This is a genomic window from Bradyrhizobium sp. USDA 4353, from assembly GCF_054063215.1.
Genome location: NZ_JBSSGB010000001.1, coordinates 5411501 through 5426023 on the forward strand (window position 1 = coordinate 5411501; position 14523 = coordinate 5426023).

Sequence of the window (14523 nt, forward strand, 5' to 3'; positions counted from 1 at the left end):
TAGTCGCTACTCCTATTCGCCATTCGCCTCCGCGTCAGCGGCTGAGATCCGGGCCCATCACCAGGTCCGGCAGCGCGGTCGAGATCTGCGGCACGAAGCAGAGCAGCAGCACCGCGGCCATCATCAGCAGCACGAAGGGCAGGGTGCCCCAGATCACCTCGCGCAGCGGAATGTCCGGCGCGACGTTCCTGATGACGAAGATGTTCAGTCCGACAGGCGGGTGGATCAGGCCCATTTCCATCACGATCGTCATGACGACACCGAACCAGATGATGTCGAAGTTCGCCGCGCGCAGCGGCGGCAGGATGATCGGCGCGGTCATCAGGATGATCGACACCGGCGGCAGGAAGAAGCCGAGCACGACGACCATCAGCAGGATCGCGAACAGCAGCTCCCAGCGCGGCAGGTGCATGGCCACGATGGACTCCGCCACCGACTGCGAGATGTGCAGATAGCTCATCACGTAGGAGTACAAGAGCGACATGCCGATGATCAGCATCAGCATGGTCGATTCTCGCAACGTCGCCTTCATGATCGGCGCGAGATCGCTGGGGCTCCAGACCCGGTAGATGATCGCGATCAGCACCAGCGCGAGGATGCCGCCGAGGCCGGCCGTCTCCGACGGGGTCGCCAGGCCGCCATAGAGCGCGACCATGACGCCGGTGAGCAGCAGCACGAACGGGATCACGCGCGGCAGCACCGAAAAGCGCTGCGCCATGGTGTACTCGTCCTTGACCAGGATGTCCGACCAGGCGCCCGACTTCTCATAGACAGTTTTCGCGCGCGCATATTCCTGGCGGAAGCGGACGACGGCATAGAGGCCGAACAGCGTGACCAGCAGCAGTCCCGGGCCGATGCCGGCGAGGAACAGACGTCCTAGCGACTTCTCCGCGGCGATCGCGAACAGGATCATCGTGATGGAGGGCGGCAAGAGGATGCCGAGCGTGCCGCCGGCTGCGATGATGCCGGCCGCGAAGCCGCCGGAATAGCCCCGCTTGCGCATCTCGGGAATGCCGGCCGAGCCGATCGCCGAGCAGGTCGCGGGTGACGATCCGGCCATCGCCGCGAACAGTGCGCAGGCGAACACGTTGGCAACGCCGAGACCGCCGGGCACACGATGCAGCCAAGCGTGCAGCGCCGAGTAGAGATCCTGGCCGGCGCGGGAGCGGCCGATCGCGGCGCCCTTGAGGATGAATAGCGGGATCGACAGCAGGGTGATCGACGCCATTTCCTCATAGACGTTCTGCGTCACCGTATCGAGCGACGCAGCCGGCATGTAGATCGCCATGAACACCACGGCGACGGCGCCGAGCGCGAACGCGATCGGCATGCCCGCGAACATCGCAAACAGGGTGGAGAGCCCGTAAGCGACACCAATTCCAAACACGCTCATCGACGGGCTCCGGTCAGCGGGGCCACGATCTGCAGCAGCATCTGCACGCAGAGCAGCGTCATTCCCGCAGCCATCAGGCCGTAGGGAATGGCCAGCGGCGGCGACCACATTGAATTCGACACCTGGCCGTCGACCCAGGCTTCATGCGTCAGGGTCCAGGACTTCCAGGTGAAAAAGGCACAAAACAGAAAGCTCGCGACATCGACGAGCCAGAGCCGGATCTTGTTGGCGAGCGGCGACATCAGGCCGACGAAGGCCTCGATGCTGACATGGCCGCGATGCTCCTGCACATAAGCGGCGGTCATGAAGGTGGCGCCCACCAGCAGGAACACGGCGGCCTCGTCCTGCCAGTAATTGGCGGCCTTGAACAGCGCGCGGCCGGCGACGCTGTAGCTGAGGATGACACAGGCCGCGACGAGGGCAATCGCGGCGAGAACGACGATGATGCTGTTGAGGGTGGAGATCACACGCTGAAGCGGCGCCAGCGGTCCGCTGGCGCCGGTGACAGGCGAGGTCTCATCCGAGACGGGCGCGTGCATCGATCAGGCCGCGACGTCGGAGGCGAGCTTGAGGAGCTTGGCGCAGTTGGCGGACTTGTTGCCATAGTCCTTCCAGGCGGTGTCGCGCGCAATGTCGCGCCACTTGTTGACGATCTCGACATCGAGATCGACCACCTTGGCGCCGGCCTTCTCGTAGACCTTGGCGACCTCGATGTCGTCCTCCTGCGCGCCCTTGCGGCCGAACGCCTCCATCTCTGCGCCGACCGAGAGCAGGATGTCCTGCTGGTTCTTCGGCAGCTTGTCGAACGAGGCCTTCGACATCATCAGCGGCTCGAGCATGAACCAGTACGACGCCTTGGCGCCGGAGGTCAGGGCCTTCGCCACCTCTTCGAGACGGAACGAGATCAGGCTGGTCGACGAGGTGAGGCCGGCATCGCAGGCGCCGGTCTGCATCGCCGTATAGATTTCGTTGGAGGGAACCGAGAGCACGGACGCGCCGGCGGTCTGCAGCACCATGTCCATCTCGCGCGAGCCGCCGCGCACCTTCATGCCCTTGGCGTCGTCAGGCGTCAGCAGCGGACGCGAGCGGCTGGCGACGCCGCCGGCCTGCCAGACCCAGGTGAGCAGGATGATGCCCTTGTCGGCGAGGAAGTCGCTGAGCGCCTTGCCGACCGGCTCGTTCTTCCAGCGCATGCCTTGATCATAGGTGGTGACGAGGCCGGGCATCAGCCCGATGTTGGTCTCCGGAAGCTCACCACCCGCATAGGGCATCGGATACAGGCTGATGTCGAGCGCGCCTTTCCGCATCGCCGAGAACTGCGCGACGGTCTTGATCAGCGAGGAGTTCGGATAGATCTCGGCGGCAATCTCGCCGCCCGAGCGCTTGGCGACTTGCTCCGCGAACACCCGGCACAGCCGGTCGCGGAAGTCGCCTTTGTCGATGGTTCCACCGGGGAACTGGTGGGAAATCTTCAGCGTGGTGGCGGCATGGGCGGTGCCGGTCCCGAAGCGAAGGATAGCCGGCGCGGCGAGCGCGGACGCGATGACATGACGGCGTGAGAGCATGAGACTTCCCCTGGACAACTTCTGGTTGGGTTCCCGACCCCGGTTCGCTGGCATTACCGATACGAGCCAAACTGCCGGATTTACCTCTAGCCGAACTATACAGCCCGTTCGAGGTCAAATGCAGGGGAGGCGACATATTGCTGCGGCGCAACTGCCCGCCTCTGAGTCCCTTGCAGCGGTTGTACTAACATCGGCTTGCCGGGGCGAAATTGTGTCGAGCTTTGAAACACCGCCAAATGCGACTCGAAGTTGATCCATGAGATTTTTTTCGAGCGCCCGTAACAATCGCCCGGCCGGCGACGTCGAGATCGATGAGCGGCGCAATCGATCGCCGTCCAACCCCGCACCTCGAAGGAGCGCTCAACATGACGTCTCGCAGCCGCCTCATCCTCGCTATCTCCGCCGCCGCTCTCGCCTTCAGCGTCGCCGCCGCGCCGGCGGCCTTTGCCGAGGACAAGATGGGCAAGGACGATGGGATGAAGAAGGATTCGATGTCCCACGACGGCATGAAGAAGGACACGATGGCCAAGGACAACATGAAGAAGGACAGCATGTCCAAGGACGGGATGAAGAAGGACGACGGCATGATGAAGAAGAACTGAGCCGCGTCTCGACAGAAGCGGAGGCGCCATGGCGAATGCTTCGCCCGGCGCCTCTGCTGTTACTTCTTCTTGCCGCGCGCCTTGCGCGCCGCATAGCGCGCATCGCGCTTGGCCTTCTGCTCGGCCTCGAGCTCGGCGGCACGCGCGGCAGCTTCTTCCGCCTCGCGGGCCAGGCGGGCAGCCTCGGCGGCCTTGGCCTCCTCCTCGAGTCGCTTCTGCTCGGCCTTTGCAGCCTCGCGCTCCAGGCGCTGCTGCTCGCGGCGCGCCGCGGCGGCCTCGCGCTCCTGCCGGCGCTTCACGACTTCGGGATCGTCCGGCCCGGGCTGCGACTTGAACTTCTGCAAGATGCTCTGGCGGGCCTGCTGCGCGGCCTTCTGCCGATCGGCAAATCCGGGTTCCTTGAATCCTCTCATGGAGACGTCGTCACTTCGCTACTGGTGTGGTTTGATTGGGTGGGTTCGGTCAGGGGCCGCTTGCGCCGCCATGCCATTCTTCCACAGTGTCGTGAACACGTGCGAAGGCTGACGCGAGGCCGTGTGTATAGGATGGCATGCGTCGATGACAAATGCTTTATCGCCGCTCCTCCACATGGAGCCTGTTCGGCGCTTGCATGCTCTGTAGCGATCGCTATGTAAGCCTCCCGTCAAGCTGACGAAGGTCGGCCGGCTGTGAGCTGCCTCACACCTCACGGGCACTGGCGCACCGTTCGGGTGCGACATCGAACGGAGACGACCGGCATGACCTCCATTTTTCGAGGGCGCGGGCGCACGGCGCTCGCTCTTGCGCTCACCTGTCTCGTGGTGAGCGCCTGCGTCGCGACGGCGGTATTTGCTCGCCCGACCCCTGTTCCGACCGGTGTCCTCGGCGCGGAATGGGAGTGCGGACAGCTGTTCTGGGTGACGAGCTGCACCCGGGTCGAGCCGGTCACCCCGGCCTCGCGCCATCACGAGACGCCGCACGGCGCCGCCGCCGACCTGCGCGCCGCCTAGGCAGGTCAAGGGATGAGCGGGCAAGACGAGGGCGGCGGACGGGGCGGTGCCATGGCGGCGCTGGTGTTTGCAGCGATCATGGTTGGGTTCGGCCTTTGGCTCGCCCACAGCCTGACCTCGGCCAGCAAGATGCAGGATTGCCTGATGTCCGGCCGCACCAATTGTAACGTCATCCAGCCGGAACGCTGAAGGTCGATCGGGACGCGGCTGCGCAGGGCGACACATTCGCAGCGGCGAATCAGCTCCATTTTCGCCTATCCTCATGGCTGCGAAGGGATTCGGTCGCAGGCTCGGCCGCAAATTTGTCGCGATTTTACCGGTTTGTCGCGAGGATTGTCGGATGGCCGACCGTCTACGCGCCGTGGTCGGATTCGGCCCGAGGTCGGCGGGCCACCATTCCCGCCGGCGCAGCGCCATCGCGGATCGCGGGAGAGCGAGAGGTAGGCAAGCATGACGTTGATCGACAAAACCAGATCGTGGCTGCCGGCCTTGGCCATGCTTGCGGCCGTCGCTCTGCCGTCCGCGGCAGACGCGCAGGGACCCGCGCCGGATCAGGCCGGTCCTGGCCATCCGCTGCCGGGCCGTCCGCCCGGCGTCATTCGTCAGGGGCAGGGCGGGCAACCGCCGGCCGGCCAGCCGCAGGCCCAACAAGGGCCGCGCCAAGGGATGCCGCCCGGCGGTCTCCAAGGGCACATCCCAACACCCGGCCAGGGTCCTGTCGCAGGACAGCCCGGTGGCCCCGCGCCGCGCGCCGGGATGCCGCCGCAGGGGCGGCTGCCCGCCCCGGTGGCGCAGCAGGGACGTCCGCCCGGTCCCGCAGCCATGGGCCGTGGCCCGGACGCGCGCTATGCCCGCGGCGCCATCGGCGTCCGCGACTATGGCGGACAGGCCTATCGGGGCCGCGTCGGCTGGGAAGGCGGCCGATGGCATCACACCGTCCACAATGGACGGGAGGGCTGGTGGTGGGACGTTGGTGGCGTCTGGTATTATTATCCTGAGCCGATGGAAGGCCCGCCGACCTACGTCTCCGACGAATATGCCGACGACATCGTCTATGCCCCGGCGACCGTGTACGAAGCCGCGCCTCCGCCGGTCGCCTATGAGCCGGCGCCGCCGCCTGCGGATCCCGATCCCGGCGCCAGCGCGCTCGGCGGCGCCATCATCGGCGGCGTCCTGGGTGGCATCCTGACCGGCAAGGCCGGCGGCGCCGCGGCGGGCGCGGTGATCGGCGGCGCAACGGGAGCGATCGCCGGCGCCACCGCCGCCTCGCGGCCCGGCTACTACCTGTCGCAGGGCAATTGCTACTATCGCTATCCCTCCGGCGAGTATGTCGCGGTCGATCCGCGCTCCTGCTACTGATCTGGCTGATGCGGCTGACGTGGCGTTGATCGGCGCCATGTTCGGCCGCGCGGCTGAACCCGGATGCGCCGCCCGCGACTGATGGAGGAAGCGGATCCGATCTCGCGCACCGCTCCGGCCTCCGCAAACGTCCGGAGCGGGAGTTGGAACGAATCCTGATACGCTCCGCTTCAGGGCGAGGTGAGAGTTTCCGAAGCAATGACCAAGGCGTCCAAGCTGGTTGCCGCGAAGGGCGGCAAGGTTCTCCTGGTCCGGCGCCGCATCGACGGCCGCTGGATGTTTCCGGGCGGCCGCAAGCGGGCGCGCGAGACCGCGAAGGACTGCATCAAGCGCGAGATCAAGGAAGAGCTGCCGAAGCTCAAGCTCGGCCGCCTGCGGCTGTGGAAGGAAGTCACGGCCAAGAACAAGCGCTCCGGGCGCAAGATGAGCGATGCGATCTTCATCGCCAAGAATGCCAAAGGGCGGCTCGATATCGGCGACAAGAAAGAGATCGACCGCGCGGTGTGGCAGAAACCTTATGGGATCAGCCTGACGCCGACGTCGCGCTATATTCGGGACCAGTTGTTTCCGCGTAAGGCCGACTAAACGGAAAGCCGGGCGGGAACGCCTGGCGCACCGCGGCGTTATATCGCCATGACTTACGAAAGCACCGCCAGACCGCCACGCGTCCTGACGCCTGAAGAGCGCCGGGCACGCGACGCCATGCGCAGGGCCGATGCCGAGCAGGCTATGCGCGAGCATGAGGAGGCCCAGCGGGCCTTCTACAAGAACCGTGAACGTCTGCGCGCCGAACGTCTGGCGCGAGAAGCCGCCGAAAAGCGCGGCTGAGTTCGAAGAGCTCAGTTGGCTGGACGCGTCCGGAACGCGTTGGCCATTCGCAGAAAAGCCCGATCCAGCAGGTCGTACATGTCGCCCGTGATGTCGCAATCGAACATCGCGCGGCGCATGCACGTCATCCACTCGTCGCGCTCGGCATCGCCGATCGGGTAGGGCCGGTGCGCCGACATGATGCAGCGGTGCTCGGCGCGCTGGAAGTAGATCGGCGGTCCGCCGAGCCAGCCGCTGAGAAACTCGAACAGCAATTGCCTGATCGGACCGAGGTCGGCATCGTGCATGGCGCGAATGCGGCGCGCGTCCGGCTCCTCGTCCATGATGGCATAGAATCGATCGGTCAGACGGCGAACGCCCGCTTCCCCACCGATCAGCTCGTAGGGCGTCGCCTCGACCACCACCGCTTCGCTGGCTTGCTCCGCTGCCGTCATTGCATCCCGTTTCCGTTCGTCCCGTTGCAGCCAACAGGCGACGGGCCGCTGCCGCCTTGATCTGCATCAAAGGCGACATGGCGATGGCCGCCGCACGGCAGCGCCGCGGGCGCGGGTCACAAAAGCGCGTTGGCGCTAGCGCATATTGGCTTTGACGAGGCGCTGCCGATCGGTGTCGGCGGCGATCTGGCGCAGCGTCTGGCGCAGCAGCGCGAGATCGACCGGCTTGGGGAACGGCGGATAGACGTTGAGGCCGAGGATCTTGCCGGCCCGCACCGTGATGTCGCGGGTCTGGTCGTCCGAGCCGCTGATGATGAGGATCGGCGTTCGCGACTTCATGTCGGCGAGGAGCTGCAGCACCTCGGTGCCCGAGCGTTCGCCGAGGTTGAGGTCGAGGGTGATGCACTCGAAGTTGCGCCGGCGCAGCACGCTCATGGCGCCGTCGACCGAGTTTACGCCGGTCGTGGCAAAGCCCGCCTGCACAGCGATCTTGCGGAGGATCGACAGATGAACATCGGCATCTTCGATCACGAGAAGTTCGTTCAGCATGGTCCCCGCGCGGCTGTGTGTCGACCTCTGATGGACGTTCGGAGCTTAAGAGTCGGTTTCTGAGTTCCGCGTAAATTTTCGGTCCCGTAGAATTACGTGTGGTTCTGCACGTCATCGTATATTGTGTATGAATGCGCGAGCGGATTCATTGTGCTCGCGCGCTACGCATCTTCGCGGAGGCGAGCTGTTGTCGGCGGACATAGGCCATCGTCAACGCGACGCCTTTCGGCGCCCGAGCTTTGCGAATGGGCTCGCCCTCGGCCCAGAGGGCGCAGGGAATGCCGGGCTGCTGGCCGCAACCCATGGCCCGCCTGCAGACAAAAAAGCAGGCGGCAGTCACCACAGGTTCAGCCGGATCAACCCGGCATTCCCCGCGCGATGGTCTTCACGCTTATACGCGGTCTCCCCGGTGTCCGGCTGTTTAGCCACCGTCGCCTCCGGGCTCATCATCACCCAAAGACTTGGCGCCAGCGTCGGGGCGCCAGGACCACGCGATTTCACGTCCGCCAACTGCCGTTCGTCCACACAGTCTCCTGTGCTGCGACATGCCAGCGGCCACCGCATCCCGCGCCCAACGTTCGTGACGATCGCGAAGCGCCCCCCTCGAGGAGCACGGGACTGGGACAGAGAACATCATTTTTCGAAAAAACGGAAGCGCATTTTTTCGAGCGACAGCACAGCACGGGGCGATGTCCCTGATGCGCCGTGCCAAATCCGTTTTCCGGCGCATCGTGAGTTGTTAGTTCGCTGCCGCGCCCGGCCGTTGAATGGGTGCCTCGGCGCACCCGACGGGCAAATCAATCCAACGGCAAGCGGCCGCCGGTGAGCGGGCACGCGGTCGGCTGAGCCCGTGCGGACGCATCGAGCGGGTCAATACATGAGATCACAACGATCAATTTTACCAATGTTCCGAAATCGCTCATCAATGAGGTGATCCATCGGGCGCCGGTGCGCCGCGCCGGCGGTCGATGGGGGCAAGCTCGTTCAAGAAGCGCGCCACTGAGGGGGGAATATGAGACGAGGACTGAAGCAGTCCGCTCTGGCGACATTGATGCTGGCCGTCATTCTGCCGGGCGCAAGAGCGGCGGAGAATGGCACCACCAACTATCCCGCGGGGTCGCCCGGCATCTTCATCGGAACGATGCCGCCGATTCCAGGCCTGTTTGCGATCAGCCAGACCAGCTACACCAGCGCCAACGGCCTGTATGACGGCCAGGGCAACAAGCTGCCGATCAATTTCAAGCTGTCCTCGGTGTCGGAGACCATGCGGTTTCTCGCCAGCTATCCCGGCGATTTCTTCGGCGCCCATGTCTATTCGCAATTGGTCGTCCCGTACGTGCATCTCGACAACACCACGCCGGGCGGCTCCTTCCAGGCCAACGGGCTTGCGAACATCACGTTCTCGCCGGTGATCCTGCGCTGGGCATTGTCGCCCACCCAGAGCGTGACGGCGGGGCTCGACATCATGCCGAATACCGGCACCTACTCGGCGCGGCAGCCGCTGAACGTCGGCACCAACTACACGACGATCTCGCCGGTGATCGCCTATCGCTATGCCGACCCGAAGGGGTTCGAGCTCGCCATCTCGCCGCGTCTCCTGCTCAACACGACCAATGCCGACTCGGTCAACGCGTTCACCCAACTCGGCCAGCAATATCGCAGCGGTGATGCGCTCGTGGTCGACTTCAACGTCGGCTACAACATCGGCGCCTGGAAGATCGGCGCGGTCGGTGGCTACACGCATCAGTATCAGGACGACAAGGTCAACGGCGTCAAGGCGTTCAATCTGGCGGGTGTCCAGGACGGCAACCGCCTCAAGTCGCTGAATCTCGGGCCGTCGCTGAGCTATGATGGCGGATCCTTCCAGGTCAATGTGAACTACCAGCACACCTTCCTTGTCGAGAACGGCAGCCGCAGCGACACGGTGTGGGCGAACGTGGCGTTCCCGATCTGGGTGCCGGCGCCCCCGCCGGGCACTGGACCGGCCAGGCACTGAGCCGCGCTGCCCCGCCGGCATTTTCGAGCTACGAACGGCCGGCGCTCCTGCGCCGGCCGTTTTCATGAGAGACCGCAGACGTCGATCACGGCAGCTCCGCGACCACCTCGCGCATCAGATTGCGCAGCCACAGCAGGCCGGCATCATTGGAGCGATAGCGGTGCCACTGCACGCGCTGGCGCAGAGCCGGAAGCTTCACCGGCAGATCGATGATGCGGATCGGCAGGCTGCGCTGGGCAGCGACAGCCAATTTGCGATGCACGGTGGCGATGCGGTCCGTCCCGGTGATGAGATGCGGGATGGCGGTGAACGCGTACACCGAGATGTCCTCGCGGCGGCTGGTGTCGCGCTGCTCCAGGTAATGGGTTTCGAGCGATTGCGCGGCGATCGCGGGCCGCATCACGACATGGGACGCGCTCGCGAAATCCTGCCGTGACAGCTTGCCCTTGCCATATTTGCCCTTGCTCCAGGCGATGACGCAGAAATCGTCCTCGAAGATGACCTCCGACGGATGCAGCTTCGAGCTGAACTCCTCGGGAATGATCAGGAGGTCGACATCGCCGCGCTCGAGCGCGCGCTCCGGCCGCTGCACCTGTTGCAGGAAATCGAAGCGGATGCCGGGGGCGAGGGCTTCGCTGCGCGCCAGCAGCCGCGGGATCAAGGTCACCAGCGTGTAGTCCGAGGCCAGGATCTTGAAGCAGCGGTCGGACTGCGCGGGGTCGAACTCCGTGGATGAGGCGATCGCCCAGTCGACCCGCACCAGAAGGTCCCTGATCGAGTCCTTGAGCACCTCCGCGCGCGGCGTGAGCTCCATCTTGCGCCCGATCTTCACCAGCAGCTCGTCGTCGAAATAGGTGCGCAGGCGGAGCAGGGCGTTGCTCATCGCCGACTGCGTCATGTTCATGCGCGCGGCCGCCCCGCTGACGCTGCGCAAATGCAGCAGATGATCGAGCGCGACCAGCAGATTGAGATCGAACTTGTTGTTGAACCGCATCGGCCGCCTCGCGGGATGTATTCAGAGGATCAATGCCATCGATCTTGATAATCAATTTTTCGAAATGGTCAAACCGCGCTACTCCAGATCCCGGGAAGAAACGTCAAGGGGACGCGCGGCCGGTCCGCGCGTCGCGAGTGCAGCATGTTCAAGTATTTTCCGACCAACTACGTCTGGAATCTGTCGGTCGATCTGGCGATCGAGATGGGCGCCCGGATCGGCGAGATCGAGGAGATGTGCGCGCCGCTGCAGGATGCGGCGCGGCAGCCCGACGCCAGCGGCACCCAGGCGTTTCGCGAGACCTGGGCGCGGATGGCCGACAAGCTCTGCGAGCTCGCCGCCGAGGACGAGGCGAAGGGCCGGTTACTCTCCGCGGGCGAGAAGTATGGCCGTGCAGCGAGCTATCTGATTACCTGCGAGCGTCTGCAGGCGCATGAGGCGCCCGGCCGGCTGGCGTTGTACCGCAAGTGCCTCGACACCTTTACCAAGGGAATTGCGCTGGCGCGGGAAAACTGCGAGCGCTTCGAGATCCCCTATGAAGGCAGCCACATTGCAGGCCTGCTGGTGCGCGCGGAAGGCTGCGATGGACCAGCGCCCTTGCTGGTGCAGGTCAACGGCTTGGACTCGACCAAGGAGATGAAATACCGCGTGGGGCTGCCGGCGTGGTTGGCCAAGCGCGGCGTGTCGTCATTGATCATCGATCAGCCGGGCTCCGGCGAGGCGCTGCGCCTGCAGGGGCTCACGGCGCGCTATGACAGCGAGCACTGGGCCTCGCGCGTCGTCGACTGGCTGGAGACGCGCAGCGACGTCGATCCCAGCCGCATCGGCCTCGAGGGCGTCTCGCTCGGCGGCTATTACTGCCCGCGTGCGGTAGCGTTCGAGCCGCGCTTCGCCTGCGGTGTCGCCTGGGGCGCCAATCATGATTGGCGCGACGTGCAGAAGAAGCGGCTGCAGAAGGAAGGCAACTTTCCGGTCCCGCATTACTGGGCGCATGTGCGCTGGGTGTGGGGAGCGAAAGACCAGGACGAGTTCATGCAGATCGCCGAGCGGGTTCACCTCGACGGCATCCTCGACCGCATCAAGGTGCCGTTCCTGGTGACGCATGGCGCGAAGGACTCGCAGATCCCGCTGCATTGGGCGGAGCGGACCTATGAGCAGCTGGTCAACTCGCCGAAGCGCGAGCTGAAGATCTTCACCGATCGCGAAGGCGGCGCGCAGCATGCGAGCTTCGACAACAGCATCAATGCCGGCCACTACATCGCGGATTGGGTGGCCGAGACCTTGAACGCGAGACCTTGAACGGAAAAGTCGCCTGAGCGCAGGCGGAGAGGAAAGCCATGAAAATTGTCGGTCTGGAAAGCCTGGTCTTCGCTGTCGACGACGTCAGGGGCGCGGCGCGCTTCCTGGTGGATTACGGCCTGACGGCGGTCGACGTCTCGGATCGCGGCGGCCGCTTCGAGGCGATGGACGGGACGGCTGTCGTGATCGCGCGGCAGGACGACCCGTCGCTGCCGCCCGGGCCCGTGCCGGGATGCCGCCTGCGCAAGACGGTGATGGGCGTCGCCGATGAGGCGACCTTGGGTGCGATCGCCGCCGAGCTGCGGCGCGATCGCGAGGTCCGGCGGCTGCCGGACGGCTCGATCGAGTCGATCGATGATTGCGGCTTCGTGATCGGCTTCCAGCTCACGGCGCGGCGGCCCTTCGTGCTCCCGAGCGAGATCTCAAATGCGCCGGGAGGCGTGGTGTTCAGGCCCGTCAACAGTCTCGGCGTGCCGCCGCCGGGCAGCGTGATCCGCCCGCGCTCGCTGTCGCATGTCGTGTACTTCGTGCCAGACGTGATGAAGGCGGAGGCCTTCTACGTCAACCGCCTGGGCTTCCGCTGCACCGATCGCTTCACCGGCACCGGGCCGTTCCTGCAGCCCGCCGGGTCGCTCGATCATCACACCCATTTCCTGATCGGCGCGCCGCCGCACATGCACGGGGTCGAGCACTTCACCTTCCATTTCGGCGGCCCGTCGGAAATGATCACCAACGGCTATCGCTTCGTCGAGAAGGGCTATCAGGCGTTCTGGGGCCCCGGCCGTCACATCCTCGGCTCGAACTGGTTCTGGTATTTCAACAGCCCGTTCGGCTGCCACATCGAGATGGATGCCGACATGGACCAGCATGATGCGAGTTGGCAGCCGCGCGAGGCCACGGCGTCCGCAGACAACTCGCAGACCTTCCTGCTGAAGATGCGCAAGAAGTGGTACCCCGGGCCAGGAATTCCCGAGAATGGCGACTACGCGTGAGGGCGCTAGCCCAGGCTGGGTCCGTCTGTGCCACGCGGGTGAGATCGGCGAGGGGCAATCGCGCGGCTTCGACCCTGACGACGAGGGGCAGGACAGCCTGTTCGTCGTGCGATGGCAGGGACAGCTCTATGCCTGGCGCAATGCCTGTCCGCATGTCGACGGCGCGCCGATGGCCTGGCGCAGGGATGCCTATCTCAACGCAGCGGGCACGCGCATCGTCTGTCACGCCCATGGCGCCGAGTTCATGCCCGATAGCGGGCTGTGCGTGCAGGGACCGTGTCGCGGTGAGCGGCTAGCTCAGCTCGAGCTCGTCGTCGATGCCGACGGCGAGCTGTTCGTGAAGTCATAACAAGCCCGCAAGGGTGGACTGTAGAGGGAGGAGGGCACCATGGCAGTGGTGAGCAGGGTGCTGACGATCGGCGGCGGATTTTCCGGCATGGCCGCGGCGATCCAGATGCGCAAGGCCGGCATCGCGGTCGATCTGGTCGAGCTCGATGCGAGCTGGCGGCCGGAAGGCGCCGGCATCACCGTCAGCGGCCCGACCTTGCGGGCGCTCGACCAGATCGGCGTGCTGGGCGAATTCAAACGGCGCGGCTATCTGTCTGATGGCGTCGAGCTGTTTACGCCGGCAGGTCATCGCATCGGCGAGATTCCGACGCCGAAGCCGGTCGGATCGGACGTCCCCGGCGGCGGCGGCATCATGCGCCCCGAGCTCGGCCGTATCCTCGCCGATGCGACACGCGAAGCCGGCGTCAGCGTCCGGGTTGGCTGCAGCTACACCGACATCACCCAGCACGACGATGACGTCGAGGTCGCCTTCACCGACGGCACGACCGGGCGCTACGATCTCGTCGTCGTCGCCGACGGCGTGCATTCGAAGACGCGGGCGCTGCTGTTGCCGGAGGTGAAGCCGCCGCAATATATCGGGCAGGTGGTGTGGCGCGCGGTGCTGCCGCGGCCGGACGAGATCGTGCGGCCGCGGATGTGGCTGGGCGGAGCGGTCAAGGCCGGAGTCAATCCGGTGTCGCCGAGCCAGATGTACATGTTCGTCACCGAGGCGCGGCCGGACAAGCAGCAGATCGAGCGCGCGGCCTGGCCGCAGATGGTCGCGGCCTTGCTGGCACCGTTCAGCGATCCCGTGCTGACCGGCTTGCGGCCGCATCTGTTCAGCGCGGAGGCTGCGATCGACTATCGCCCGCTCGCAAACCTCCTGGTACCGGCGCCATGGAATCGCGGGCGCGTGATCCTGATCGGCGACACCGTGGCCGCAACCACGCCGCATCTCGCCTCCGGCGCCGGCATCGGCATCGAAAGCGGCATCGTGCTGGCCGAGGAGCTCGCGCGTGCCGCGACGTTGCAGGAGGCGTTCGAACGCTTCCATGCGCGGCGCTGGGAGCGCTGCCGCATGGTGATCGAGAACTCCGCGCAGCTCTGCCGCATCGAGATGGAGAACGGCGACAAGGCCGAGCACGCACGCATCATGCGGGAGTCGACCATCGGGCTGACGCAGCCGATCTGAGACG

The 14523-nt window shown here is 65.5% G+C and carries 19 protein-coding genes; 11 read left to right on the top strand and 8 right to left on the bottom strand.

Features of this window, described 5'->3' with window-relative positions:
• Positions 1-34 precede the first annotated feature (34 nt).
• Genes ACVILH_RS24410 through ACVILH_RS24420 form a run of 3 tightly spaced genes read right to left on the bottom strand, consistent with a single transcriptional unit; the run spans position 35 to position 2958 of the window.
• A complete protein-coding gene (locus tag ACVILH_RS24410) occupies positions 35-1393 on the bottom strand; it encodes a TRAP transporter large permease (RefSeq protein WP_456715158.1) in 1359 nt (452 codons plus the stop codon).
• Positions 1390-1932 carry a TRAP transporter small permease gene (locus ACVILH_RS24415; RefSeq protein ID WP_456715159.1) on the bottom strand — a complete coding sequence of 181 codons (543 nt, stop codon included), beginning with the start codon at positions 1930-1932 and terminating at the stop codon, positions 1390-1392. Before ACVILH_RS24415 ends, ACVILH_RS24410 begins: the two co-directional genes overlap by 4 nt.
• Before the next feature lie 3 nt (positions 1933-1935).
• A complete protein-coding gene (locus ACVILH_RS24420) occupies positions 1936-2958 on the bottom strand; it encodes a TRAP transporter substrate-binding protein (RefSeq protein WP_456715160.1) in 1023 nt (340 codons plus the stop codon).
• 365 nt (positions 2959-3323) lie between these two features.
• Between ACVILH_RS24420 and ACVILH_RS24425 the strand changes: the two genes are divergently transcribed.
• A complete protein-coding gene (locus ACVILH_RS24425; protein ID WP_456715161.1) occupies positions 3324-3560 on the top strand; it encodes a pentapeptide MXKDX repeat protein in 237 nt (78 codons plus the stop codon).
• 59 nt (positions 3561-3619) lie between these two features.
• Here ACVILH_RS24425 and ACVILH_RS24430 read toward each other — a convergent pair whose 3' ends face one another.
• A complete protein-coding gene (locus ACVILH_RS24430) occupies positions 3620-3973 on the bottom strand; it encodes a DUF6481 family protein (protein ID WP_456715162.1) in 354 nt (117 codons plus the stop codon).
• A 324-nt stretch (positions 3974-4297) separates the two neighbouring features.
• Between ACVILH_RS24430 and ACVILH_RS24435 the strand changes: the two genes are divergently transcribed.
• The 5 genes from ACVILH_RS24435 to ACVILH_RS24455 all read left to right on the top strand — a co-directional run bounded on the left by ACVILH_RS24435 (position 4298) and on the right by ACVILH_RS24455 (position 6736).
• A complete protein-coding gene (locus ACVILH_RS24435) occupies positions 4298-4549 on the top strand; it encodes a hypothetical protein (protein ID WP_456715163.1) in 252 nt (83 codons plus the stop codon).
• Positions 4550-4600: 51 nt separating this feature from the next.
• Positions 4601-4738: a hypothetical protein gene (locus tag ACVILH_RS24440; RefSeq protein WP_456715164.1), complete on the top strand. Its 138-nt coding sequence runs from the start codon at positions 4601-4603 to the stop codon at positions 4736-4738.
• A 261-nt stretch (positions 4739-4999) separates the two neighbouring features.
• On the top strand, positions 5000-5908 hold the full coding sequence (locus ACVILH_RS24445) for a hypothetical protein (protein ID WP_456715165.1): 909 nt from the start codon (positions 5000-5002) through the stop codon (positions 5906-5908).
• Positions 5909-6106: 198 nt separating this feature from the next.
• Positions 6107-6493, top strand: coding sequence for an NUDIX hydrolase (locus ACVILH_RS24450; protein WP_456715166.1), 387 nt, complete (start codon positions 6107-6109; stop codon positions 6491-6493).
• A 48-nt stretch (positions 6494-6541) separates the two neighbouring features.
• A complete protein-coding gene (locus tag ACVILH_RS24455) occupies positions 6542-6736 on the top strand; it encodes a hypothetical protein (RefSeq protein WP_172109804.1) in 195 nt (64 codons plus the stop codon).
• 11 nt (positions 6737-6747) lie between these two features.
• Here the strand turns inward: ACVILH_RS24455 and ACVILH_RS24460 are convergent, their stop codons facing one another.
• The 3 genes from ACVILH_RS24460 to ACVILH_RS24470 all read right to left on the bottom strand — a co-directional run bounded on the left by ACVILH_RS24460 (position 6748) and on the right by ACVILH_RS24470 (position 8244).
• Positions 6748-7170: a group II truncated hemoglobin gene (locus tag ACVILH_RS24460; RefSeq protein WP_456715167.1), complete on the bottom strand. Its 423-nt coding sequence runs from the start codon at positions 7168-7170 to the stop codon at positions 6748-6750.
• A gap of 135 nt (positions 7171-7305) precedes the next feature.
• On the bottom strand, positions 7306-7719 hold the full coding sequence (locus ACVILH_RS24465) for a response regulator (RefSeq protein WP_456715168.1): 414 nt from the start codon (positions 7717-7719) through the stop codon (positions 7306-7308).
• Between the two features lie 336 nt (positions 7720-8055).
• Positions 8056-8244: a hypothetical protein gene (locus ACVILH_RS24470; RefSeq protein WP_456715169.1), complete on the bottom strand. Its 189-nt coding sequence runs from the start codon at positions 8242-8244 to the stop codon at positions 8056-8058.
• Positions 8245-8731: 487 nt separating this feature from the next.
• Between ACVILH_RS24470 and ACVILH_RS24475 the strand changes: the two genes are divergently transcribed.
• Entirely contained in the window at positions 8732-9715 is a 984-nt protein-coding gene (locus tag ACVILH_RS24475) for a SphA family protein (protein ID WP_456715170.1), read from the top strand.
• 85 nt (positions 9716-9800) lie between these two features.
• Here the strand turns inward: ACVILH_RS24475 and ACVILH_RS24480 are convergent, their stop codons facing one another.
• Positions 9801-10709 carry a LysR family transcriptional regulator gene (locus tag ACVILH_RS24480; protein WP_456715171.1) on the bottom strand — a complete coding sequence of 303 codons (909 nt, stop codon included), beginning with the start codon at positions 10707-10709 and terminating at the stop codon, positions 9801-9803.
• Positions 10710-10853: 144 nt separating this feature from the next.
• On the opposite strand from ACVILH_RS24480, the gene ACVILH_RS24485 reads away from it, so the two are divergent.
• The 4 genes from ACVILH_RS24485 to ACVILH_RS24500 are packed head-to-tail and all read left to right on the top strand — an operon-like array spanning position 10854 to position 14519.
• Positions 10854-12008, top strand: a complete 1155-nt coding sequence (locus ACVILH_RS24485; protein ID WP_456715172.1) for an alpha/beta hydrolase family protein — start codon at positions 10854-10856, stop codon at positions 12006-12008.
• A gap of 38 nt (positions 12009-12046) precedes the next feature.
• Positions 12047-13000 carry a VOC family protein gene (locus tag ACVILH_RS24490; RefSeq protein WP_456715173.1) on the top strand — a complete coding sequence of 318 codons (954 nt, stop codon included), beginning with the start codon at positions 12047-12049 and terminating at the stop codon, positions 12998-13000.
• Positions 12984-13349: a Rieske (2Fe-2S) protein gene (locus ACVILH_RS24495; RefSeq protein WP_456715174.1), complete on the top strand. Its 366-nt coding sequence runs from the start codon at positions 12984-12986 to the stop codon at positions 13347-13349. The genes ACVILH_RS24490 and ACVILH_RS24495 overlap by 17 nt, the downstream gene beginning before the upstream one ends.
• Before the next feature lie 39 nt (positions 13350-13388).
• On the top strand, positions 13389-14519 hold the full coding sequence (locus ACVILH_RS24500; protein WP_456715175.1) for an FAD-dependent oxidoreductase: 1131 nt from the start codon (positions 13389-13391) through the stop codon (positions 14517-14519).
• Positions 14520-14523 lie beyond the last annotated feature (4 nt).

Coding starts and splice junctions, on each gene's coding strand:
- ACVILH_RS24415 (WP_456715159.1), bottom strand. CDS start 1,932: ATGCACGCGCCCGTCTCGGATGAGACCTCGCCTGTCACCGGCGCCAGC.
- ACVILH_RS24445 (WP_456715165.1), top strand. CDS start 5,000: ATGACGTTGATCGACAAAACCAGATCGTGGCTGCCGGCCTTGGCCATG.
- ACVILH_RS24425 (WP_456715161.1), top strand. CDS start 3,324: ATGACGTCTCGCAGCCGCCTCATCCTCGCTATCTCCGCCGCCGCTCTC.
- ACVILH_RS24465 (WP_456715168.1), bottom strand. CDS start 7,719: ATGCTGAACGAACTTCTCGTGATCGAAGATGCCGATGTTCATCTGTCG.
- ACVILH_RS24485 (WP_456715172.1), top strand. CDS start 10,854: ATGTTCAAGTATTTTCCGACCAACTACGTCTGGAATCTGTCGGTCGAT.
- ACVILH_RS24480 (WP_456715171.1), bottom strand. CDS start 10,709: ATGCGGTTCAACAACAAGTTCGATCTCAATCTGCTGGTCGCGCTCGAT.
- ACVILH_RS24475 (WP_456715170.1), top strand. CDS start 8,732: ATGAGACGAGGACTGAAGCAGTCCGCTCTGGCGACATTGATGCTGGCC.
- ACVILH_RS24435 (WP_456715163.1), top strand. CDS start 4,298: ATGACCTCCATTTTTCGAGGGCGCGGGCGCACGGCGCTCGCTCTTGCG.
- ACVILH_RS24410 (WP_456715158.1), bottom strand. CDS start 1,393: ATGAGCGTGTTTGGAATTGGTGTCGCTTACGGGCTCTCCACCCTGTTT.
- ACVILH_RS24420 (WP_456715160.1), bottom strand. CDS start 2,958: ATGCTCTCACGCCGTCATGTCATCGCGTCCGCGCTCGCCGCGCCGGCT.
- ACVILH_RS24440 (WP_456715164.1), top strand. CDS start 4,601: ATGGCGGCGCTGGTGTTTGCAGCGATCATGGTTGGGTTCGGCCTTTGG.
- ACVILH_RS24460 (WP_456715167.1), bottom strand. CDS start 7,170: ATGACGGCAGCGGAGCAAGCCAGCGAAGCGGTGGTGGTCGAGGCGACG.
- ACVILH_RS24450 (WP_456715166.1), top strand. CDS start 6,107: ATGACCAAGGCGTCCAAGCTGGTTGCCGCGAAGGGCGGCAAGGTTCTC.
- ACVILH_RS24455 (WP_172109804.1), top strand. CDS start 6,542: ATGACTTACGAAAGCACCGCCAGACCGCCACGCGTCCTGACGCCTGAA.
- ACVILH_RS24500 (WP_456715175.1), top strand. CDS start 13,389: ATGGCAGTGGTGAGCAGGGTGCTGACGATCGGCGGCGGATTTTCCGGC.
- ACVILH_RS24495 (WP_456715174.1), top strand. CDS start 12,984: ATGGCGACTACGCGTGAGGGCGCTAGCCCAGGCTGGGTCCGTCTGTGC.
- ACVILH_RS24430 (WP_456715162.1), bottom strand. CDS start 3,973: ATGAGAGGATTCAAGGAACCCGGATTTGCCGATCGGCAGAAGGCCGCG.
- ACVILH_RS24490 (WP_456715173.1), top strand. CDS start 12,047: ATGAAAATTGTCGGTCTGGAAAGCCTGGTCTTCGCTGTCGACGACGTC.